The organism is Bacillus sp. sid0103 (assembly GCF_019219025.1).
In genome coordinates this window covers 243,085-265,736 of the sequence record NZ_JAHUWN010000003.1, presented here as the reverse complement: position 1 = coordinate 265,736, position 22,652 = coordinate 243,085, and the positions used below count along the sequence as shown (strand labels likewise).

General features: G+C 38.0%; 21 protein-coding genes and 4 pseudogenes. 16 read left to right on the top strand and 9 right to left on the bottom strand.

All coding sequences use genetic code 11. The annotated features are described in order from the left end of the window. Positions 1-344: 344 nt before the first annotated feature. The 3 genes and pseudogenes from KW850_RS34565 to KW850_RS05345 form a co-directional block, all read left to right on the top strand. Positions 345-426: pseudogene (locus KW850_RS34565) on the top strand (NlpC/P60 family protein); the annotation flags it as partial. Next, positions 426-680 (top strand): annotated as a pseudogene (locus tag KW850_RS34560) (C40 family peptidase); the annotation flags it as partial. The pseudogenes KW850_RS34565 and KW850_RS34560, both read left to right, overlap by 1 nt. 118 nt (positions 681-798) lie before the next feature. Next, the gene (locus tag KW850_RS05345) at positions 799-1,428 is read left to right on the top strand and encodes a TVP38/TMEM64 family protein (RefSeq protein ID WP_218346524.1); all 630 of its coding nucleotides are present in this window, start codon (positions 799-801) and stop codon (positions 1,426-1,428) included. Here the strand turns inward: KW850_RS05345 and KW850_RS05340 are convergent. Then, positions 1,425-1,775, bottom strand: coding sequence for a hypothetical protein (locus KW850_RS05340; RefSeq protein WP_218346523.1), 351 nt, complete (start codon positions 1,773-1,775; stop codon positions 1,425-1,427). The two genes, KW850_RS05345 and KW850_RS05340, sit on opposite strands and share 4 nt — an antisense overlap. 118 nt (positions 1,776-1,893) lie before the next feature. Between KW850_RS05340 and KW850_RS05335 the strand changes: the two genes are divergently transcribed. Together KW850_RS05335 and trhA are read left to right on the top strand one after the other, a co-directional pair. Next, positions 1,894-2,499 carry a LysE/ArgO family amino acid transporter gene (locus KW850_RS05335; RefSeq protein ID WP_218346522.1) on the top strand — a complete coding sequence of 202 codons (606 nt, stop codon included), beginning with the start codon at positions 1,894-1,896 and terminating at the stop codon, positions 2,497-2,499. 473 nt (positions 2,500-2,972) lie between these two features. Beyond that, complete coding sequence (gene trhA, locus KW850_RS05330) at positions 2,973-3,620, top strand: PAQR family membrane homeostasis protein TrhA (protein WP_218346521.1); 648 nt, start codon at positions 2,973-2,975, stop codon at positions 3,618-3,620. 56 nt (positions 3,621-3,676) lie between these two features. On the opposite strand, the gene KW850_RS05325 is transcribed toward trhA, so the two are convergent. Next, entirely contained in the window at positions 3,677-5,047 is a 1,371-nt protein-coding gene (locus KW850_RS05325) for an MFS transporter (RefSeq protein ID WP_218346520.1), read from the bottom strand. Between the two features lie 137 nt (positions 5,048-5,184). On the opposite strand from KW850_RS05325, the gene KW850_RS05320 reads away from it, so the two are divergent. Further along, entirely contained in the window at positions 5,185-5,700 is a 516-nt protein-coding gene (locus KW850_RS05320; RefSeq protein ID WP_218346519.1) for an NUDIX hydrolase, read from the top strand. Here KW850_RS05320 and KW850_RS05315 read toward each other — a convergent pair. Together KW850_RS05315 and KW850_RS05310 are read right to left on the bottom strand one after the other, a co-directional pair. Then, entirely contained in the window at positions 5,693-6,217 is a 525-nt protein-coding gene (locus KW850_RS05315) for a hypothetical protein (RefSeq protein WP_218346518.1), read from the bottom strand. The two genes, KW850_RS05320 and KW850_RS05315, sit on opposite strands and share 8 nt — an antisense overlap. Continuing rightward, positions 6,195-6,692 carry a hypothetical protein gene (locus KW850_RS05310; protein WP_218346517.1) on the bottom strand — a complete coding sequence of 166 codons (498 nt, stop codon included), beginning with the start codon at positions 6,690-6,692 and terminating at the stop codon, positions 6,195-6,197. The genes KW850_RS05315 and KW850_RS05310 overlap by 23 nt, the downstream gene beginning before the upstream one ends. A gap of 153 nt (positions 6,693-6,845) precedes the next feature. Between KW850_RS05310 and KW850_RS05305 the strand changes: the two genes are divergently transcribed. The 4 genes and pseudogenes from KW850_RS05305 to KW850_RS05290 all read left to right on the top strand — a co-directional run bounded on the left by KW850_RS05305 (position 6,846) and on the right by KW850_RS05290 (position 9,615). Next, complete coding sequence (locus tag KW850_RS05305) at positions 6,846-7,859, top strand: XdhC family protein (RefSeq protein WP_218346516.1); 1,014 nt, start codon at positions 6,846-6,848, stop codon at positions 7,857-7,859. Between the two features lie 138 nt (positions 7,860-7,997). Next, positions 7,998-8,282, top strand: a pseudogene (locus tag KW850_RS05300) (xanthine dehydrogenase family protein molybdopterin-binding subunit); the annotation flags it as partial. Beyond that, the gene (locus tag KW850_RS05295; protein ID WP_218346515.1) at positions 8,282-9,112 is read left to right on the top strand and encodes an FAD binding domain-containing protein; all 831 of its coding nucleotides are present in this window, start codon (positions 8,282-8,284) and stop codon (positions 9,110-9,112) included. The pseudogene KW850_RS05300 and the gene KW850_RS05295, both read left to right, overlap by 1 nt. Before the next feature lie 53 nt (positions 9,113-9,165). Then, positions 9,166-9,615 (top strand): (2Fe-2S)-binding protein, encoded by a 450-nt coding sequence (locus KW850_RS05290; protein ID WP_218346615.1) that lies wholly within the window; start codon positions 9,166-9,168, stop codon positions 9,613-9,615. Between the two features lie 45 nt (positions 9,616-9,660). On the opposite strand, the gene KW850_RS05285 is transcribed toward KW850_RS05290, so the two are convergent. Beyond that, positions 9,661-11,727 carry a peptidoglycan D,D-transpeptidase FtsI family protein gene (locus KW850_RS05285; RefSeq protein ID WP_256358091.1) on the bottom strand — a complete coding sequence of 689 codons (2,067 nt, stop codon included), beginning with the start codon at positions 11,725-11,727 and terminating at the stop codon, positions 9,661-9,663. Between the two features lie 260 nt (positions 11,728-11,987). Between KW850_RS05285 and KW850_RS05280 the strand changes: the two genes are divergently transcribed. From KW850_RS05280 to pssA, 4 genes are all read left to right on the top strand, one after another. Next, positions 11,988-13,520 carry a carboxypeptidase M32 gene (locus KW850_RS05280; RefSeq protein WP_218346514.1) on the top strand — a complete coding sequence of 511 codons (1,533 nt, stop codon included), beginning with the start codon at positions 11,988-11,990 and terminating at the stop codon, positions 13,518-13,520. 314 nt (positions 13,521-13,834) lie between these two features. Beyond that, entirely contained in the window at positions 13,835-14,623 is a 789-nt protein-coding gene (locus KW850_RS05275; protein ID WP_218346513.1) for a TerC family protein, read from the top strand. A 181-nt stretch (positions 14,624-14,804) separates the two neighbouring features. Further along, positions 14,805-15,476, top strand: coding sequence for a phosphatase PAP2 family protein (locus tag KW850_RS05270; protein ID WP_218346512.1), 672 nt, complete (start codon positions 14,805-14,807; stop codon positions 15,474-15,476). A gap of 17 nt (positions 15,477-15,493) precedes the next feature. Further along, positions 15,494-16,204 (top strand): CDP-diacylglycerol--serine O-phosphatidyltransferase, encoded by a 711-nt coding sequence (gene pssA / locus KW850_RS05265; protein WP_218346613.1) that lies wholly within the window; start codon positions 15,494-15,496, stop codon positions 16,202-16,204. 54 nt (positions 16,205-16,258) lie between these two features. On the opposite strand, the gene qoxD is transcribed toward pssA, so the two are convergent. Genes qoxD through qoxA form a run of 4 tightly spaced genes read right to left on the bottom strand, consistent with a single transcriptional unit; the run spans position 16,259 to position 20,088 of the window. Continuing rightward, the gene (qoxD, locus tag KW850_RS05260) at positions 16,259-16,555 is read right to left on the bottom strand and encodes a cytochrome aa3 quinol oxidase subunit IV (protein ID WP_218346511.1); all 297 of its coding nucleotides are present in this window, start codon (positions 16,553-16,555) and stop codon (positions 16,259-16,261) included. Further along, a complete protein-coding gene (gene qoxC / locus KW850_RS05255) occupies positions 16,556-17,161 on the bottom strand; it encodes a cytochrome aa3 quinol oxidase subunit III (RefSeq protein WP_218346510.1) in 606 nt (201 codons plus the stop codon). It lies immediately after the preceding gene. Further along, on the bottom strand, positions 17,151-19,127 hold the full coding sequence (gene qoxB / locus KW850_RS05250; RefSeq protein WP_218346509.1) for a cytochrome aa3 quinol oxidase subunit I: 1,977 nt from the start codon (positions 19,125-19,127) through the stop codon (positions 17,151-17,153). The genes qoxC and qoxB overlap by 11 nt, the downstream gene beginning before the upstream one ends. After that, positions 19,117-20,088 (bottom strand): cytochrome aa3 quinol oxidase subunit II, encoded by a 972-nt coding sequence (gene qoxA, locus KW850_RS05245; protein WP_218346508.1) that lies wholly within the window; start codon positions 20,086-20,088, stop codon positions 19,117-19,119. Before qoxA ends, qoxB begins: the two co-directional genes overlap by 11 nt. A 354-nt stretch (positions 20,089-20,442) precedes the next feature. Here qoxA and KW850_RS05240 point away from each other — a divergent pair, with 354 nt between their 5' ends. After that, positions 20,443-20,745, top strand: a complete 303-nt coding sequence (locus KW850_RS05240; protein WP_218346507.1) for an iron-sulfur cluster assembly accessory protein — start codon at positions 20,443-20,445, stop codon at positions 20,743-20,745. Between the two features lie 150 nt (positions 20,746-20,895). Next, positions 20,896-22,612 (top strand): annotated as a pseudogene (locus KW850_RS05235) (ABC transporter ATP-binding protein). The last annotated feature ends 40 nt before the right edge of the window (positions 22,613-22,652 follow it).

The window sequence follows — 22,652 nt, the reverse complement described above, 5'->3', positions numbered from 1 at the left end:
TCCAATCTGGTGATACATTATGGAAAATTTCCCAAGCCAATAAGGTTTCTATAACAGACTTAAAAACTTGGAATCACCTAACATCTGATACTCTTTATGTAAATCAAAGGCTTACATTATTAGCACCACACAGCCATGAAACAGGAACTGCAACGTATACGGTCCAAAAAGGGGATACATTATACCTTATTGCTATCCGAAACAAACTATCGGTTGCTCAGCTTAAGTCACTAAATAATCTGACATCTGACACGATTTATGTTGGACAAGTTTTGAACGTATCATCTAGTGGTACATCTATACCAGCGCCTTCACCCACCGTATCAAAGGCACAAATGGTGATGGATGAAGCCAAAAAATACATAGGAACACCATATTTATGGGGTGGAAATACACCTGCTGGTTTTGATTGCAGTGGGTTAACTAGTTATGTATTTAATAAGGTAGGAATTACGATCCCACGAACAGCAGCTACACAGTGGTCGGGTCTGAAAGTAGTGACTACACCAAAGCCCGGAGACCTAGTATTTTTTGAGACATATGCTCCAGGTCCTACCCATGTAGGGATTTATTTGGGCAATAACCAATTCATTCAAGCTGGCTCAAAAGGTGTGTCGATTGCGGATATGACCAATTCCTATTGGAAACCAAGATACCTTGGTGCGAGAACTGCATTTTAATAGAGTAGTAGTAGTAGTAGGGGTCTTTCTTAAATGAAAGGCTCTTTTTATTTTTTTAATAATTAAAAATATAGTAGAATGAATGTATTCGAAGAAATGAAGTGAATGGGGGAGCTGGATGTTTAAAAGAGCGTTAAGCATTGGCATTTTACTTATGGTGATTGCGATTGGTATTTTTCAAAAAGATGAATTCATGCACCTAGTTAAACAAGGCGGGACGATTGCCATATTCATCAGCATGCTGTTAGTAGCAATTTGCGTGTTTTTTCCCATTATTCCATTTCCAGTTTTAGCAGGAACGATTGGAGCGGTATTTGGGACATCACAAGGAATGATTGTTTCCTTGACAGGCGCAATGGTGGGAACAATGGCTTTCTTCTTCTTATCTAGGTATGGTTTCCGTGATTATGCACAACAGAAACTAATGAAATTTCCAAAAGTTCAAGAATACGATGAGTTTCTGAACAGAAACTCCTTTGTTGCCATCTTAACCTGTCGTTTAATTCCAATCATCCCCGCGCCAGTTGTCAATATCATTTGTGGGTTAAGTCATGTAAGATGGCTGACTTTTTTTACAGCATCTATTATAGGGAAAATCCCAAATATTCTACTTTTGTCGTATGCCGGTGCTTCATTTAGCAATAACAAGCTTTACTCATTTGGTATTTATGGGATTTATTTAATCATCATTTTTATCATTAACTTTGTGATTATTTATCGAAAACAAGCAAAAAATTCAATGGATTAAACGACTTCTGAGATGTTTAAATCATTTTGCTTTTCAATAGAGATGAGTTCCTTAAAGAAGCTTTTTAAGATCAACCATTTAGCTGGATAACTGTATACGAAATCTTCAATCACTTGTGAAGAGTAATATAAAAAACAATCAATATGGACTTTTTCCTTTTTTAAATCGTATAAGAGTGCATGTGGAATCGTGTAATAGTCATTTAATTGGAAGGGATTAAACTTCACAACTTGAATTTCTTGGTCGTTAATAAAATTTTTTAAGGATTGTTCCTGTAAGGAAGTACTTTCTTCTTTCGTTAGCCCATCTAAACAAATACGATCATTAATAAAATAAATTCCCTGCATAATCTAACACCTCAATTTCTTCTTGATTGGTATTGTTATTGACAGGGTTGTGAAGAAGTATACTTATTTTAGAAAATACATTTGTATCAAGATTGAAATAAAAATGAGGAGAGAGTAAATGTTTAGTGCAGCCATTCATGGATTTATTTTGGCATTCGGGCTAATCCTGCCACTCGGAGTGCAAAATGTGTTTGTTTTTAATCAAGGAGCTGTGCAGCCAAGGTGGGTTTACGCCCTTCCAGTCGTTTTAACAGCTTCTATTTGTGATACATTATTAATTTCATTAGCAGTCTTTGGAGTCTCATCCGTTGTTTTGGGTGTTACATGGATAAAGGTCACGTTGTTACTATTGGGGATCCTTTTTTTGCTGTACATGGGGTATTCAACATGGAAAACGAAACCGAGAGCAGAAGGAACAATAGTTCAAACATTCTCAACCAAAAAACAAATTGCCTTTGCAGCTTCTGTTTCATTATTAAACCCTCATGCAATCATGGATACGATTGGAGTGATCGGCACGAGTTCATTATCCTATTCAGGGTCAGCTAGGATTACTTTTATGGTCGTATGTATTATCGTTTCATGGATTTGGTTTTTAGGGCTGTCGATTGTTGGCAGGTTGGTGGGGAGAGTAGATCAATCAGGGAAATTCATTTTGATATTAAACAAAATTTCCGCATTGATAATGTGGGGAACAGCGATTTATCTTCTGTTTTCATTTTGACAAAAAAAATTACCCAGCCATGGCCGGGTATTCAAACTAATCTATATTTAAGGGGGCGGAGGTTTAAGGTTCATCCGGGAACCTATTTCTATCTTAATAGATAATTATTAATAAACTATGAACGAAAAATTAATAGTTTAAGAAAGGTGTGTAAATGAAAGATTTCCATTGTTGTGCGACATGCAAACATTTTGTTGCCGAGAAAAAGGCAGAGGGGATTCTCTATTTTTGCGGGCGTTTAGGCTTTGAGACAAAAACGAACTTCAAATTTAATTGCTGGAGTCCTAGAGAAAACATTCAGAAACTAATCAATAATAGTAACAAAAATAGGAAGGATCAAAATAATTAAAGATACGTTTTCATTTTCCAATTTTTAATAAATGACAAATGTCCATTGTCCTCCTTTCATAATCATGTTATTTTCATGAATAATTGAAATAGTAGGCTTATGAGTGGAAAGGAGCAAAATCCTAGTGGCAGCTACACATGTTTTTTCCAAAAAAGAGGAAATAGCCAATTCTATCACACACGGGGTGGGAGCATTGCTAAGCATCTCTGCTTTGGTAATATTAATTGTTTTTTCAACTCATTACGGGAACGTTTGGCATATTGTAAGTTTTACAATCTTTGGTGTAACGATGGTTATTCTTTATCTGTCCTCAACATTGCTCCACAGCTTCCCAGAAGGAAAAGCAAAGGACCTTTTCGAAATTTTGGACCATTCTTCTATTTATTTTTTTATTGCTGGTACATATACACCGTTACTACTGGTAGTAATTAAAGGAACACTCGGCTGGACACTTTTTGGTATCGTATGGGGACTTGCGATTGCTGGCACAGTCTTTAAATGCTTTTTTGTGAAAAAATACCTTTTTTCTTCAACGGCATTATATGTAGTCATGGGCTGGTTGATTGTCTTTGCATGGAAGCCATTAGTTAAGAATCTACCATCAGTGGGGATGACATATTTAATTATTGGCGGAGCACTTTACACACTTGGCGTTATTTTCTATGTTTGGCGTGGGTTTAAATATCACCATGCGGTCTGGCACTTGTTTGTATTAGCTGCAAGTGTTGCTCACTTTTTTTGTGTGTTGTTTTATGTTTTGCCGATTAAGTAAAAGAAACAGCACTCAATTGAGCCTGTTTCTTTTTTTGATCGGATTAATGGATATCATCAAACATGGCGCATTTTTCTAAAATTGAATGTCTCTCGTGAAAACCACAAACTCATTAAGAAGCTGATGATTCCTGTTATCACTAAAACCTCTCCAATCATTTTCATGCTTTCCGCTGTTATGTCTTCTCCGAAAATTAATCCTAAAATGATCGAGGCTAAGATAGAGCCTAAATATCGGCAGGTTTGAAACAGGCCGGATGTAGTACCGATTATTTCTCTGGGACTTTCCTTTACCATGGCTACTTGGAGAACCACATTTCCAATTCCATAGCTTAAGCCCATGATCGATAATATAATCCCGATACCCAGATAGGAAGTATGTACAAAAAACAGCATAAAAGCCAGCGCACCAATAATAGAAATAAAAGCCCCAACCATAATCGGCTGGTTTATACCGGTACGATCGATCCATTTTCCAGTGACAGAAGAAATAATAATGCTTACACCTGACATAAACAACATTAACATACCGCTCAATTCAACACTTAAACCCATTCCTTCTTGAAAATAACTTGGCAGTCCGAAAAATAAGCAATAGAAAAAGATATTTAATAAGATAAACTGGATATACACCATCGAAAGCTTTGGATGGATTCTGAAAATCCGAACGTCGATAAAGGGTTCTTTTACTCTTAACTCTCTCCAAGTAAATAAACCGAAAAAGATAATACCAACAATACCCGACAGAAAATGTATATTTTCATCAAAGGATAACAGGAACCATAAAAAGAATACCATTCCTGCAGCAAAAAATCCGATCCCAAGAAAATCGAGATGAGAGAATAATTCCTTCATTTGCGACTTATCCTTCTTAATGTCCTTCGGAAACATATACCAACCTAGAAGAAAACTGAGAATAATAAAGGGAAAATTGACCCAAAAGATTGCCGGCCAATTCCCTAGCACGATCAAGAAACCGCCAATTGTTGGTCCAAGTGCTACCATGGCTGAGGCAAAAATCGATAAAACAGCAAGGGCTGAGGCCTGTCTATCTTTAATATGGTCTCGAATTAGTGCCATTCCTGAAGGGTAAATGGCACTGCTTCCTAGTGATTGAAGAAGTCTCATGATCAGTAACATTAGAAAGGTGGATGCTAGTGGTGCACCAAGCGCAGACAGGGCAACTACAATCAGGCCGGTTAAGAAGGTCTTTTTTCGGCCGAAAATATCACCAATTTTTCCAGTTACCGGCTGTGCAACAGCACTTGCTAAATAAAAGCTGGATATTAACCAGGAAACGGTTGAAAAGGAAAGGTGAAAATCCTTTTGAATACTGTGTAATGCTAACGCAATCATAGATGAATTAAGCGGATTTAACATCGTGCCTGAGGCGACCGCCGTTAAAAATAATGCTCGATTTTTTTTCATGGTTTCTTCCTTTACTGGATTTAAAATCAATATATTTTTTGCAATATCAGCAACATCATACTAATTACTAGTATATTTCAGTGTACTTAAAAAGGAAAATATCCTGTATTATCTTTAAAAAATGATTGGAGGCAGTTATGAACGAGGATAAAACAATAGCTAAATTAGTTGGAATTGAAGTTAAAGAGGATCCATTTCATAGGCCTTATTTTGTAGTCGATGAATATCAAGGTGTTGTGATGCTGGCAATCGAACAAAATTCAGTGATACTAATTGAGCAGTATCGGAAACCTGTCACTTCAAACGTTTTACAATTACCTGGGGGCGGTGTGAAGAAAGGGGAAGATCTAGAATATGCAGCCAGACGAGAATTTTTTGAAGAAACAGGTTATCAATGTGGAAGGGTGCATTACCTTGGTTATTTGCAGCCTGCCTCATGGCGGACCAATGAAATCACTCATGTATTTTTTACCTCGGAAGTAGGAATAAACCTTAACCAGCAACTTGAGGAACATGAAAGGATAAAAGTAATCAAACTTGACCTTCAGGAATGTGTGAAAAGAGTGAAAGAAAACCATCTGCATGATTCAGAGCTTTGCTATGCAATTCTTAAAGCCATATTAATGGGGTTCCTTCCATTAACCTTCAATTAGATTCCTTCGGGAATGTTTTTTTTCTGAAAAATTTCAAATAGAAAAAGAGTAGGAGACTCTCAACAAAAAAGTAGATGGGAATAGAATAGGCAAGCTTATACAGCTTATACCCATTTTTGTAATGAAAAATACCGACTTTATTACAAACCTTTTCTAGAAGTATAGCCATGATTGTCCAGATAATAATGTAGATAACTTTTTTCTGGCCGTTAATATTTAGCCGTTCATAAAAATAAATAAAAATATATCCAAATGGTGCGTACATGGTATATGAAAGCAAATCAAAAAACGAAAAACTTGGTCCGTCACCAACATCATATAAATCTAACGGAGGAACAGAAATGGTATGATCAAAAGTCATTCCTAAATATGGGCCAATGAGCAAACAAAACGCGACTGTTGGCCCAGGTAATATTTTTGGCAAAAAATAAATTAACCCGATCCCAGCAATGATCATTCCAAGTACAAACCATTCGTTTAAATCAAAGTGACGATCATAGATTAGATGGCCTATCATATTCCAATTTCTCCTTTGAGGCTAATTTTATTATCAGATTCAAGGTAAGAAGGGAGAAACCCATCATACCCATACATATGAGGCTGTAATGCGAGACGGACCAATGATGGTTATGGCTATATCCTAATAATCTTAATAAATGTTCACTAGCTAATAACATGATTAAGATAATCACACTGATAAGAATTCTGTTTCTTAGTTTCTTAGAGAAAAATAACAGATTGACAAATAAAAGCAGCAAATATGGAATCACGATGTCACGATGAACTAATACCGTAATAAATTCCACTGGACCTTTACCGAAAGTGAACAATTTCATATTAAAGGAGACAATGGTAAAAATGTTAATTTGAACAATCTGAATCACTAGAAATTGTATGATATTTATACGGCTGGGTAATTTCTTTTTCAATGAAAAGAAGACGGTCAAAACCAGCCAGGCAATAATTAAATAAATAACAAGTCCCACATTCATCACCTATTTACTCAAAATGATTAATATAGGTTTTACAAAAACTTAAATGTTTAGCCAGAGATATATAGTTTGAAAAAATTTGTCATTCTAGGAATAGCCTCCAAATTAATATAAATAGGATAAGTATTAACATGTGTAAATTGGAGGAGTTTCATGGATGATATTTATCCGATATTAGAAGTCATTGATCAGCCTGGAAAACAAGTATTAGCAACGGTTATTCGAGTGGAAGGATCCGCCTATAAAAGAGAAGGTTCTTCCATGCTCTTTTTGGAATATGGAAAGCAAATCGGCATGTTAGCAGGCGGGGCTGTGGAAAAAGAAGTGGCTATAGAAGCAAAAGATGTTTTTAAGAAGCAGGAGGCTAAAATACTCCACTATAACATGTCAGAGGAGAATAATCCTAGATGGAGGAAAGGGTCAGGTTTTAATGGAACCATTGATATCTTACTAGAGCCAGTCTCTGAAAAACTAAAAGAGGATTTTGTTGTGGTAAGAAAATCTCTCGAACGATGCAAACCGGTAATCATGTTAAAGAAATTGGATGATTTAGGGGAGTATCTGTTTATTGAGGAGGAAGGTGATCCGTTTGGAAATTGGTCTGGACCGATCCCGAAAATTGCCTTTACCTCCAAAAGCGGAATAATGATGGGCCCGCAATCTATTTATCAGCATACGTATGAACCTAAACCGCGACTGATTATCTTCGGGGCAGGACCTGATGCAATACCGCTTGTCCACCTAGCCTCGATTACAGGCTTTTCTGTCACTATTGGTGACTGGCGGGAAGAATTTTGTCAGAAAAAAAACTTTCCAAATGCAGACCGAATTTTGATTGGCTACCCTGAAAAGCTTATAAGAAATATTGCCTTCTCCCCCTATGATTATGTTGTAATTATGACCCATCATTTCGAGAGAGATAAAGAACTTTTAAAGGTGATAGAAAAGGAACATATAAGATATTTAGGGGTATTAGGTCCACAAGAAAGGACAAAAAGATTACTAGAGCGTGAAACAATCCCAAATTGGATACATTCACCTGTTGGTAAGACGATTGGAGCCAAGGGCCCTGAAGAAATTGCCATTAGTATAGTTGCCCAATTAATTGAGGTGCGGAGAAAACCTGTACATGAAAAGATGGAGCTTCTATGGACCATTCCAGATTAAGTGTTTTTTTAGTCTAGTTTGAAAACGATATTCGGGCAGAGTATTCTGGATTCTAGAAATCCGCTTTATCATGGGGGAGGGCTCATTTTGGAGGCTATTTGGGAAAGTGCCATTGGCAAAGAGGCACTTGATAAAGTGTCAGGGAGGGAAACGTTTTATTTTGACGAGCTCGGCAGGGTCCTCAATCCCCAGCTGCGAACCTATCGGCCACTTCGCTACGGAGAAAATCCAGAACATTTAGTGGGATTTGTAGAAACACCGCAGCTTGATGGTCCGTATGGAGCCCGCGGTGTAGGGGAGCATGGATTAATGGGCATGCCAGCAGCACATGGTAATGCTTTATCAACTGCTGCGGGAGTTTCACTGCACCATCGGCCGCTTATTCCCAAGTTGATTTGGAAAGCAAAGGAGGCTCAAATATAATGCTTCACTTTGATTTTGATTATTATAAGCCAGCCACCTTAAAAGAGGCAGTTGATTTATATCAGGATTTAGATCAGCATGGAAAGAAACCGATGTTCTTTTCGGGGGGTACGGAGTTAATTACGCTTGGAAGAATAGATTTAGAATATACCGAAGCCGTTATTGATATAAAGGATATTTCTGAAACCAAGGTCATGCAGGTTATTGGTGACCATTTGCTGCTTGGCAGTACGCTCACCCTTACAAAGATTGAAGAAGCAAATCCCTTTCCATTATTAACAAAAACAGCCAGTGAAGTTGCCGACCATACAGCTCGAGCGAAAATTACGTTAGGAGGGAATATTTGTGCACGAATTTTTTATCGAGAAGCCGTTTTACCATTTTTATTAGCGGATAGCCAAGTTTTACTTGTGGGACCGGAAGGAAAAAAGATGGTGCCGATAAATGAAATCTTTCATGAACAGCTTCACTTGAAAAAAGGGGAATTCCTTGTTCAATTAGTAAGTGATACCCGGTTTATTCGAGCGCCGTCAGTTAGTATTAAGCGTCGTCAGCAGTGGAATATGGGGTATCCATTAATTACAATTGCAGCATTGAAATTGGACCATGAAGTGCGTGTCGCAATCAGCGGCTTGTGCCCATTTCCGTTTCGATCCAAGGAATTGGAAGCATCTTTAAATAACCGTGAAATCCCAATCGCTGCAAGGATTGATGCGGCCCTTGCCACCTTACCAAAGCCAATTTTAGATGATGTTGAAGGATCAGCCAAATACAGGCTATTTGTCTTGCGGAATCTTTTGTTAGATGTGTGGGCTGCTTTGAATTTTTGAGATTTATAGATTTATAGAAGGAAGGAGGGGCTAAGGTGAAATCTCACACGATTATGTTAAAGATAAATGGAGAAAAGCGGAGTATCGTGGTGCGGTCAGCTGATACACTTTTATATGCAATACGAGGTAAACTTGGTCTGACTGGTGCGAAGCCTGGCTGTTTAAACGGGGACTGTGGCGCTTGTACGGTCAATGTTGAGGGCTGGCCGATGAAATCATGTCTTATGCTTGCTGTTGAAGCGGATGGAAAAAAAGTAACGACCATTGAGGGGTTGGAGAATACTCCAATCCAGCAGGCATTTGTCAAAAATTTTGCGTTCCAATGCGGCTACTGTACACCTGGGTTTATCATGAACTGTCACTCATTAATTGAACAGCATCCCGATGCCGATGATAACATGGTCAAAGAATGGTTGGAATCAAATATTTGCCGCTGCACGGGTTATGCAGAAATTGAAAAGGCAGTGAAATCAGTGCTGAGGAAAAATGAACGTAGAGAATAACGAAATAAAAAGGATGCCATATTCCGGCACCCACAGAAATGATGATTATTTCTTCATTTGAAAATAAGTATCCAGGACACGACGGCCAATTTTTAGGTTGGCACGGTTGTCTTTTTTTCCCTGATAAGCCCATGGTACAATAACCGCCATGGCCACTTCAGGATTTGAACTAGGGGCGTAGCTTACCAAGCTAAGGTTCATAACTGGGGGTGGTTCTTTACCGAATCTGTACCGTTCTGGGCCATCATAAAAGGCTTCTGCTGTACCAGTTTTACCTGCAGGAGAGTACGGTGCAGTGCCAAAAAATTTATAGGCAGTGCCGCCACGTTCTTGCATAACCTTTCTAAAACCTAACTGGACGCGATACATCCAATCAGGTTTCATATCAATTGTATTTAGGACGGTTGGGTAAATTTCCTTTACAACAGGTCCAAGTTCACTTGTTCCTTCTTTTGGTTCAAGCATTTGTTTGACCACATGCGGACGCATTCGGTAACCGCCATTTGCGATTGTCGAAACATATTGTGCCAACTGCATGGCAGAATAAGTATCGTATTGTCCAATTACAAGGTCAAGCAAATAGCCAGGTAGATGACTTTGACCTTTGAATCCGGATTGTTCATTCGGTAAATCAATGCCAGTCCTTGTCCCAAGTCCGAATGATGCAAACGAGTTTCGAATAGTATTAAAAGCCTTTGCGCTTATATTTAATGGTTTATCATACTCATAATGCCCTTGTCCAATTCTGATCGCAGTATGAAACATATAAACGTTGGAAGATAATTTTAAGGCATTAATTTCATTTAATCTGCCTAAGTAGGCATAAGATTTTTTTAAAGGTGTGGCCTGGATTTTTAAGCCTGCATCATCAAAAATCGTCCCTGGAGCAATAGCACCTGTTTTATATCCCGTTAAAATAGTTGCTCCCTTGACCGTGGAACCTACGTTATATGTAGTCGTAAAAGTACCGAGGGCATCGTCTTCCATTTCTACTTTGCCAGTTTGTTTATCTCGAACTATTTTTTTACCGGACATAGCTAAAACTTCACCGGTTTTGGGGTTCATTAAGACCACATAAGCCCGGTCAGTTAGATTTGTGCCTGGATAACGTTTGGCAGCCCAGAGCTCCTCTTCAATAATTCGATCAACCTTCCTTTGCAAATCCATATCAATACTTAAGATTAGGTCGTTCCCTTTTTTTCCATTGGATACGGGATGATTTTCGATTACATTACCTGTTTTATCCGTAACATTTTTTACTTTTGATTTATAACCATGCAGGACATTCTCATATTGCCATTCAAGTTGACTTTTGCCGACACGATCATTACGGCTGTAACCTCTTGCTAAAAAATACTCTAATTGATCAGCAGGCAGTCCTTCATCTGATTTGGTTACTTTTCCTAACACCGATTTTAAGGTTTGATCAAAAGCATAACGTCTCTCCCAGTCAGTAGTAGTGTCTACCCCAGGAAGGGATTGAAGATTCTCGCTCACTACAGCCAATTCTTTAGCGGTTACGTCGTCATTTTTGATGATTTGGGTCGTAAACTTGTACCCACTGTTAAAATCTTTAAATAGGGCAAGAACCTCAAGTTTCTCTTTCGTAAATTCTTTTAATTCACCAGTTGTGATTCGCTCTAATTTATATTTATAAATATCTCCATCTGATAATTTCTTGGCATAGTATAATTCTTTTTCTCTTTTTGAGATTTTGGCATCAGCACGTTCTGGATTAGTCAAAATCCAAAAATCACGTTTTTCCCTATCTGTTAGCTTTTCTGTTTTTTTAGAAATCAACTTTGCTAATTTTTCTGCTGTTTCGAGCATTCCTGTTTGGCTAAAACCTTCATTAGTGTAGGAAATTGCACTTTTAGGAACATTATCAACGATAATTCTGTAATCTCGGTCAAGGATTCTTCCGCGAGGAACGGGACTGCTAATCGTTATATCTTCTTTTCTTGCTAAATCTCTTTTGAAATTTTCACCATAGACAATTTGCACAAAACCAAGCCGGAGGATTAGCACAGAAAATAATAAAAAAACACTGAAAAATAGTATATTTAGACGAAAGGGGAAGTGGGACTTTTTCTTTTTCTGTTTTTCAATCATTTCCGGCTCATCCTTTCTACAAAATTTACATACCTATCCTGCCCATTTGTAAATCTGAGTATGATAATTATTCCATTTTTTGCGAATATATATTTATGAATCGACACATTTCTGTGTTGATGAATTTTTTGTCTATAAAAAAACTTCTAATTTTTCCCCATATTTGAAAAATATTAATTTATAATCAGAAAGGGATGTGGTTGTTTCTTGACCAAACATCTTTAGAAAAGAGAGAAAGAGATTGATTAGGAGGTAAATTTATGGAACAGAAAGTAGTCGATCCAGTTGTACTAAAAGTCTTAGGACAGTTTAAGACATTAGATGAAAAAATAACTCATTTTTCAAGCATCATCGGTTTAGCCGACTGGGATCAAAAAGTTATGGCGCCGAAAAAAGGACGGAACACGTTTGCTAAGGCAACGGGTACCCTTCGGACGGAAATTTTTAAACTCTCTGTTTCACCTGAAATGGGCGACCTGCTAGCAGAACTAACCCTTCCAGAAAACATGGAATTATTAGATGAAGTGACAAGAGCAAAAGTGAGAGAATATAATCAGTACTACCAAAAATCAAAGAGCATTCCAGCTGATTTATTTCAGGAATACAGCATTTTAACCGCCCAGGCAAATGATGCTTGGGAAGAGGCGAGGGAAAACAATGATTTTGCCCGCTTCCTTCCGTACTTAGAGAAAATCGTGAATTATAAGCGGAAATTTGCCGACATCTATGGGTATGAGGACCATCCTTATGATGCACTTCTGGATGAGTTTGAACCAGGATTAACAGTGAAAAAATTGGATCCACTTTTTGCGAAATTAAGAGACTCAAGTGTTAAGCTGTTAGAACGTATTCAAAGAAATGGAAAACGAACTAATGCTGAAATATTTGATCAGTCATTTTCAATTGAAAAACAAAAAGAATTTAATCGTTACATTCTGCCTATTATCGGCTTTGACCTCGAAGCTGGCAGATTAGATGAAACAGTACATCCTTTCGCTCAAACAGTGAATACAGGTGATGTTCGATTAACCACACGTTATTTAGAAAGAAATGTCCGGTCTGCATTATTCGGAACCATCCACGAGGCGGGACATGGAATCTATGAGCAGCATGTCAGTCCTCAGTTTGAGGAATCCGTTCTTCAAAGCGGTGCGTCCTTTGGAATCCATGAATCTCAATCGAGATTTTTAGAAAATATGGTCGGCCGCAGTAAAGAATTCTGGAATTACTTCTTTCCAACACTTCAGGCGTATTTTCCAAAGCAGCTCGAAAGAATTTCAGTCGAAGACTTTTTCCGGGCTGTTAATACGGTTGAACCATCATTTATTCGCGTAGAGGCCGATGAATTAACTTACAATTTGCATATCATGCTTCGATATGAAATTGAAAAAGCCTTAATAAGCGGGGAGATTGAAGCGAAAGACCTGCCAGTAATTTGGAACCAGAAAATGCAGGATTATCTCGGTGTAACACCAAGTACTGACACAGAAGGAGTCTTACAGGATGTACATTGGTCCTTTGGAGGCATAGGTTATTTCCCATCCTATTCATTAGGAAATCTTTATGCAGCGCAAATTCTGCGTACGATTCAAAAAGATTTGCCAGATTTCGATAACCATATTGAAAATGGACGATTTGATCTAATCCAAGCATGGTTAAAAGAAAATATCCATCAGTACGGAAAGCTTTATACACCAAATGAATTAATTGTTAAAGCAACTGGTGAAGAATTAAACGCGGAATATCTGGTTGAATATCTAGAGAAAAAATACTCAGAGGTTTACGGATTGTAAAATGGAATGAGTCTTATGGGGATAAAAGTTATGAATCACTTAATCTCGTATTGACATTTTAATTGGTTTATTATAAGGTATTATTAATTAAATATTTCCTTTTTAAAGGGGAGTAGCTGCTACAATAAAGTCGTCATTCCGAGTATTGATTACTCCGGCTTTATTGGCAACATGACGTTGTTAGCAAGACCTTTACTTTACTGTAAAGGTCTTTTTGTGTTCTTTTAGGCCTTTGCTGTAATCAGTAAAGGCCTATTTTTATGGCGTAAGGGAGTATTTTAAAAAATAAACCAACTTTTAAGGAGGAAATATTCATGGACTTAACTCTTTTACTGGAATATGGCTGGGTGTTACTGATCTTGGTAGCACTAGAAGGTCTATTAGCTGCTGACAATGCATTAGTACTCGCAATTATGGTGAAACAACTGCCAGATGAAAAACGTAAAAAGGCATTATTTTATGGGCTAGCAGGAGCTTTTGTGTTCCGCTTTCTTTCCTTGTTTGTGATTTCGTTTCTTGTGGATGTGTGGCAGGTTCAAGCAATTGGTGCTCTTTATTTGCTGTTTATGGCCGGTAATCATATCTTCCGGAAGGTGGTCATTCATGGAAAGACAGATGAGAAGGAGGAGAAGGAAGGATCAAAACCTAGCAACTTTTGGGTAACCGTATTGAAAGTTGAAATTGCGGACATTGCTTTTGCTGTTGATTCAATCCTTGCTGCTGTTGCGATGGCTGTAGCTTTGCCAAACACACCGCTTCCTAATATCGGTGGTCTTGATGGTGGTAAATTTTTAGTGATCTTTGCTGGCGGGATTATTGGGCTAATTATTATGCGCTTTGCTGCAAATCAGTTTGTAAAGTTGTTAGAAAAACGGCCTGGATTAGAAATTGCTGCTTTTACAATTGTAGGCTGGGTGGGTGTGAAACTTGCTGTCTACACGTTATCACATCCAATGTTATCTATTTTAAGCGAGGATTTTGCCCATTCAACCGGATGGAAAATAACGTTCTATGTTGTATTAGTAGGTATCGCTGCAGCCGGCTGGTTTTTCTCAAAAGATAAAAATCCAGAAACAGTGCGCGAAGAGGCAAAGACCTTATAGATTTCAATTGCTTAAGAAAGGCAGACATAAAAAATCTGCCTTTCTTATCATAACTAATTAGGAAAGTGATTTTTTTACATACTATTAAATGCTAAAGTGATACTAATGGTTGTAGAATAAGAACTTAGAGTATCAGATTAATTTTTATCTTAAATTTATATTCCCAGAGAGGTTTGGATGAATGAAATTAAAATCATATCTAGTTGTCGCCTTTAGCATAAGTGTTGTTTCCATAATTGGCTTTTGTTTGATATCCTTATTAATAAGTGACCAAAAAATCATTTCCTTTGATCGTACAATCATCGATCGTGTTCAAGGACTGGAAACGCCGTTTCTCACAAATGTGATGAAATTTTTTACGTTTATTGGTTCTGCCCCATTTGTCATTGTCCTTAGTCTTTTTCTTTTATTTTTCCTTTATAAGGTGCTGCATCATCGCTTAGAATTGATCTTATTGATTGCAGCCATAGCAGGATCGGCTATTTTAAATGGTATCTTAAAGAATTTTTTTCAACGAGTACGCCCTGATTTTCATCGTTTAATTGAGATAGGGGGCTATAGTTTTCCAAGCGGACATGCGATGAATGCCTTTACGGTCTATAGCATTATATCGTTCTTATTATGGCGGCATATTCCAAGCAGATTGGGTAGATGGACCTTAATCATTTTTAGTTCGGTAATGATAGTAGCAATTGGAATCAGCCGGATCTATTTAGGTGTCCATTACCCGAGTGATATCATAGGCGGCTATTTCGCAAGCGGCTTTTGGATTGCTACAGCTATTTTATTTTTCCAATATTATCAAGAAAAACGTTATAATAAGAACAGCAAGCAAGAAAAAGAAATCGCATAATTAACTTATTGTATGGAGTGATACATATTATCAGAAACAGTATTCCTAATTTATTTACCATTTCCAATTTATTTTTCGGGTATTTATCCATAATGTATTCCGCCCAAGGAGATTACAAAAATGCAGCCATATTAATTTTAATAGGGATGATGCTTGACAGCATGGATGGCAGGATTGCCAGGATGTTACGGGTAGATAGTGAATTGGGGAAAGAACTAGACTCTTTAGCTGATGTGGTTACCTTTGGTGTTGCACCTGCTATGATGGCATATTATTCCTATTTCTCTGAGTTTGGGGTGATTGGGATGGCCATTTCAGGATTATTCCCTTTATTTGGTGCATATCGATTAGCACGGTTTAATATTAATGCTGTTAAATCATCAAATAAGTATTTTACCGGGGTGCCAATCACTGCAGGTGGGGGCTTGCTAACACTACTTACTCTTTTTCAGGGGAAAATGCCGGAACTCATTCTGCCAATTGCCTTTTTCATCATTTGTTACTTAATGGTAAGCACAATAAAAATTCCGAGCCTGAAAGATGTCCCACTACCGAAATATGGAATTCTCGTCACGCTCTTCCTAGGGTACGCGATTTACCTAGTCTTCAAAAAAGAGCAGCACCGCTTCCCATATTTCATCTATGTAGCAATACCATTATACATAGCCTTTATTATTTTCCAACTAGTCAGAAGAAAAAGGAAAAGTAATGGCGGGGGAAAAAAATAAAAAAAAAGGGTGTCAGGCACCATGTGAATTCCTCACATGGTGCCTGACACCTATTTACATTCCAAATGACATGACCCAAATGGATCCAGCAACGGTTACGATGGCAATAAAGAAGCCGTAGATGACGTTGATGACTTGAGATTTGCCGTCTTCTCCCTCGTTCATGTGCATGAACATATATAATTGAAGGGCAGCTTGGATGACAGCTAAAGAGCCAATAATCCAGAGGATGGTTTTAAATGGAAGATTGGTTTTCAAGGCCACACCAAGTGCGGCAAAGGTTAGTACTAATGACATAACAAAACCTAATACATGTGTTAGAGGAAACCCTTTTGTATTATTTTTAGCCATTTATGCCACCATCCTTGCCAAATACACAAATGTGAAAATAAATATCCAAACAACATCTAAAAAGTGCCAATAAAGACCGATAATAAATGTTTTACGAGCTGTCACAGGTGTTAAACCCCGTTTTAATATTTGAATAATCACCATAGTGGCCCAGCCAATCCCCATGCTTACGTGCAGACCATGTGTCCCTAGTAAAACAAAGAAGCTTGATAAGAATGCACTTGTTTGCATTGTTGCACCTTCGTGGACATAATGGACAAATTCCGTAATCTCCATGAACACGAAGCCAGCACCAAGCAGAAGAGTAATAATGAACCATAATAATAACCCATTACGGTTGTGGCGGCGCATCTCATAGATGGCAAGACCACAAGTAAAACTACTTGTTAATAAAAGTATCGTTTCAACCATGACATCTTTTATTTCAAAAAGGTCCTTTGGTGTAGGCCCACCAGCATACCTCGCATTTAGTACTGAGAAGACCGCAAAGAGAGTACCGAAGAGGATAATCTCCGCTCCTAAGAAAATCCAGAATCCTAGAATATTCATTCGGTTCTGTTCCGTTTGATATTCGAGTGGTAAGGCTGTGTTCACATTAGCTGACATGGCTGTTCCCCCCTTTACCGACGTTACGCCATGCTTTTTCCGTTTCCTTTATTTCGTCAACATGTACATGGAATCCATCGTTATAATCGAACGAACGAATGATTAACCCAATAATGATACCTACTGTGGCTACAAGAGCCGCAATTTTCCATTCAAAGACTAGGAAGAAGCCTGCGATTCCAAAGATAGCACCCATATAGATTGGTAAGCCAGAATTACTTGGCATATGGATTTCTTCAATTTCGTCGTCCTTTAAAGTTAAACCTTCATTATGCTTTTTCATATACCAGAAGGAATCAACAGATTTCACCTCAGGTAGTTTTGCAAAGTTATAGAATGGAGGCGGTGAAGCTGTAGCCCATTCTAACGTTCTTGCATCCCATGGGTCGTTGGAAATATTGCGGTCTGCATAACGTGCACTCCAATAAATGTTATAGCAAAGCGCCCCAAAGCCGATTGCTAAAATGACTGCGCCAATGGTAGATAGCATGAATAGTGGGGCATACCCTGATTCAGCTGAATACGTGTATGAACGTCGTACTGCTCCGTCAAGTCCTAGGAAGAACATTGGCATAAAGGTTAAGTTAAATCCAATCGTAAAGAACCAAAAATGAATTTTTCCGATTTTTTCATTTAGCATATGGCCGAACATTTTTGGCCACCAGTAATAAAGGCCAGCAAAAACCGCAAACACAACACCAGGAATTAACACATAGTGGAAGTGAGCGACAAGGAATAGGGTGTTGTGGTATTGATAATCTGCCGCACCCATTGCGAGCATTACCCCAGTTACCCCACCGATAATAAAGCAAGGAATGAACGCTAGCGCCCAGAGCATTGCAGTGGAAAACTCGATTCGTCCTTTTCTCATCGTGAATAACCAGTTAAACATTTTAACACCCGTTGGAATGGCGATCATCATCGTTGTAATCGAGAAAACAGAGTTGACTCCTGGTCCTGCCCCCATAGTAAAGAAGTGGTGGACCCAAACAAGCATACTTAAAAGCGCGATACCAACAATGGAGAAGACCATTGATTTATATCCGAACAACATTTTTCTAGAGAAGGTTGAAATAACCTCAGAGAACATCCCAAATGCGGGAAGGACAACGATATATACTTCAGGATGACCCCATAACCAGAATAAGTTTGCCCACATCATATCCATTCCGCCACCCGCTAAGGTGAAGAAGTGGGTTCCAAAGATCCGGTCAAATGTCATCAATGCAAGGGCTACAGTGAAAATTGGGAATGAAGCCACAATAATAACTGACGCAATGAAGGAAGTCCACGTAAACATCGGCATTCTCATTAGTGTCATGCCTTTGGTTCTCATTTTTAAAATTGTGACAATAAAATTAATTCCCGTCATCAGGGTACCAATCCCAGCAATTTGCAGGGCAACCGCGTAATAGTTATTCCCAATTCCAGGAGTAAACTCTTTACCTGCAAGAGGGAAGTAGGCAGTCCAACCAGCATCAGGAGAACCACCGACAACAAACGAAATATTAAATAACATAGCCCCGCTAAAGAACAACCAGAAGCTTAATGCGTTAAGTTGTGGGAATGCCACGTCACGAGCACCTATTTGCAGCGGGATTACCACGTTCATTAAACCAATTAATAATGGCATTGCAGCAAACAAAATCATGATAACACCGTGTGTTGTAAAAATTTCATTGTAATGCTGCGCATCTAAAAATTTCATTTCGGGACGCGAGGTTTGAGCCTTCATTAAAAGACCGTCTACTCCGCCTCGGAAAAACATGAGCACACCAGAAAGGATATACATAATACCAATCCGTTTATGATCAACGGTTGTCAACCATTCTCTCCATAGCCATTTCCATTTTTTTAAATAGGTAACTCCAGCTACAATTCCAATCATTGTTAAGAGAATAGCAATCTGAGAACCTAGTATTAATGGGTTGCCAACGATAAAAAAGTCATGCCAATTAATGCCCATTATGCTCACCTCCATCTGATTTTTCGCCCATGTCCATGCCGTCCATAGAATGACCATTTGTTTCTTTCTCTTTAAAAATCTTTCCTTTTACTCCGTGTACTTCGTACAATTCAGGATTTGTATATGTTTTAGAATTCATATCCGCATGGTTTACCCAAGCTAGGTGAGTTCCAACGAATGTTTCACGACCTAAGTGTGTAGGCTTAAGAAGTTCATAATATTTCTTTTCTGTTAACTTAGGAGCCGTATCTTTTACATCTTTTACCCATTTTTCAAAGGCTTGCGGAGATTTTGCTTCAACGGTAAATTCCATTTCAGCATATCCTTTGCCGTTAAAGTTTGTATTTCTTCCTAAAAATTCGCCAGGTTTGTCTGCAGTTAAATACAACTCAGTCTCCATCTTGTTCATGGTATACTTTTGACCACCTAATGCAGGAACCCAGAAGGATTGCATTGTACTTGCAGAAGTTAATTTAAACTGTACTGGTGTACCAGCTGGAATATTTACATAGTTGACTGTTTCAATCCCTTGTTCAGGATAGCTAAAAATCCATTTCCAATCAGCAGAAGTGACATTAATGGTGATTGGTTTCTTATTTTCGTATCCGGCTGGAACTTTTTCCAGCTTATATATGGTTTTAACTGTTGGAATGGTTAAAGCAATAACAATAAGAATTGGAATGACAGTCCAGATAATTTCTAATTTTGTACTTCCGTGTTCTTCAGGCGGTTCGTAACCTGCATTTTCAGGTTTCGCACGATATTTCCATATGATATATCCAAATAAACCAAAGACAACAACAACCACAAGCAGCATAAATATAAGTGACCAGTTAATCAAATCAAGAATATCCCGTGCCGCAGGGCCTTTTGGATCAAAGACGACCATATTCGAACATCCGCTTAGCAATAGAATTGGTAATAAAGCTAACAGTGGAAGTAAGTAGCTTTTTTTAAACATGTAATGTTCTCCTCTCCATCATGTACACTTTTATGATTATAATCGTGAAAACTTTCACAAACAAGACAAATCTATTTCTTTTTTTTGTCAAATGAACAAATACATTAATTTATATTTGTTATTATTTAATATTAATTAGTCCGTTTGCTTTTCTCAAAACCTATAATATCAACATTGCTGTGATGTTTATATAGGTTTTTGGCTTAAAATGTGACAAATTTGTTAAGGTTTTAATTTCCCTAACAAGGGAAAATTAGGGAGGCTGATTTTATCCTGTTTCAAAGCGTATAATTGTCTATTTAAGTCAAAAAGTGGGATAATACAGAGAAATACATAGATAGAGGAGAGCAAAGAATGAAGGTAAAAGTTAATCGTAATGCAGCAAAGGCTTTGAAAAAAATGATGGAAGAAGAGGAAGCACAAGGCAAACTGTTTCGTGTTTATGTGACAAGTATTCATGGTGACCACGCCCATTATGATTTAATGCTAGATACACCAACAGAAAATGATGTCGTAGTTACAAGCGATAAAGAGATTGATTTTATTCTTGATAAAAATGATCCGAATTTAAATAGTATTTGGATTCAATATTTCCAATTACCAAAAGAAGAGTGGCTGATTACCAACCCTACAATGGGCGTTCACCATCACCATTAATATGCCGTTAAAAAGCGCTTGTTCCGACAGGCGTTTTTTTGTGTCATTTTTTTCTTAAAACTTGAAATAATTAGTAAATTTTTCATATAATCCTATTATTGTGATATAAACAATCACGAGTTTTAACAAATGAATAAAAGGAGATTACATATGGTTCGGCGTTTCTTTTCTTATTATCGACCGCATAAGAGACTATTTATTTTAGATTTTGTGAGCGCAATCGTAGTGGCAATTCTTGAATTAGCTTTTCCACTCGCAATGAAATGGTTTATTGACAAATTACTGCCAAGTGAAGATTGGCAAGCGATCGTTTCTGTCAGCATAGGTTTATTTATGGTCTATTTACTGAGTAGTTTTTTGCAATATATTGTAAATTTTTGGGGACATAAGCTCGGGATAAATATTGAAACGGATATGAGACAGGAATTATTTGAACATGTCCAGAAGCAATCCTTTCGTTTCTTCGATAATACGAAAACAGGGCATATTATGAGCAGGATTACTAATGACTTATTCGATTTAGGCGAACTTGCCCACCACGGTCCAGAGGATGTTTTTATTACGATCATGACTTTTGTTGGCGCGTTCTGGATTATGCTTACAATTAATGTGAAATTAGCGTTTGTTTCCATTTTAGTGATTCCATTTTTGATAATAGTAGTTATTGTTTGCAATTTAAAAATGAACAAGGCTTGGGGACACATGTACTCAAGTATTGCTGATGTCAATGCACGGGTCGAGGGATAGTGTTTCAGGAAGCCGCGTTGTTCAATCCTTTACAAATGAAGAATTTGAGATTACTAGATTCAAAAAAAATAATTGGACATACCGAAATGCAAAGCTTGGCGGATATCGTGTGATGTCCTTTAGCATTTCAGGTATTTATATGATGACCAGGCTCATTACAATTATTGTTCTTGTATATGGAGCATGGTTGAGTTTTACCGGTCAACTCACCTACGGCGAACTTGTCGGTTTTGTCCTCTATGTAAATGTCTTGTTGAAACCTGTCGATAAAATTAGTGCGATAATGGAGTTATATCCAAAAGGGATGGCTGGATTTAAACGATTTATCGAGGTCATTGATGCGGAGCCAGATGTAAAGGATACAGTGGATGCCGTTGATGTTACCTCACTTGTGGGCAATATTATCTTCGAAAACGTGTCATTTCGCTATGACAATCATAAATCCGTGCTTGACCAAATTAATTTAAACATTCATGCCGGAGAGACAGTGGCATTTGTCGGCCCATCTGGAGCGGGTAAAACAACCATTTGCTCGCTGATACCTCGTTTCTATGATGTGAATGAAGGGGGCATTTATATTGATGGACTTGATATCCGAAACATGACTAAAAAGTCCTTACGCTCCCAAATTGGAATCGTTCAGCAAGATTTGTTTCTGTTTACGGGAACACTTAGGGAAAATATTGCTTATGGAAAACTGGATGCAACCGATGAGGAAATTGCTGAGGCAGCAAGCCGGGCTCATCTGGAAAAATTTATTTCTTCCTTGCCTGAGGGCTACAATACACAAATAGGAGAGCGAGGATTGAAGCTTTCAGGTGGTCAAAAGCAGCGACTGGCAATTGCGCGTATGTTCTTAAAAAACCCGCCTATTTTAATACTGGATGAAGCAACATCGGCACTTGATACCGAAACAGAATTGATTATACAAGAAGCATTAACTGAACTTGCCGAAAATCGGACTACACTCATTATTGCCCATAGGCTCGCAACCATACGGAATGCTGACCGTATCATTGTTGTGACAGAAGAGGGAATCGCGGAAGAAGGCCGCCATGACGAGTTAATCGAACAAGGAGGTATTTTTGCCAACCTTCATCGTGTGCAGTATCAACAATAATTCGAAAAGAACCCTACGGGAAATAGATAGGGTTCTCTAT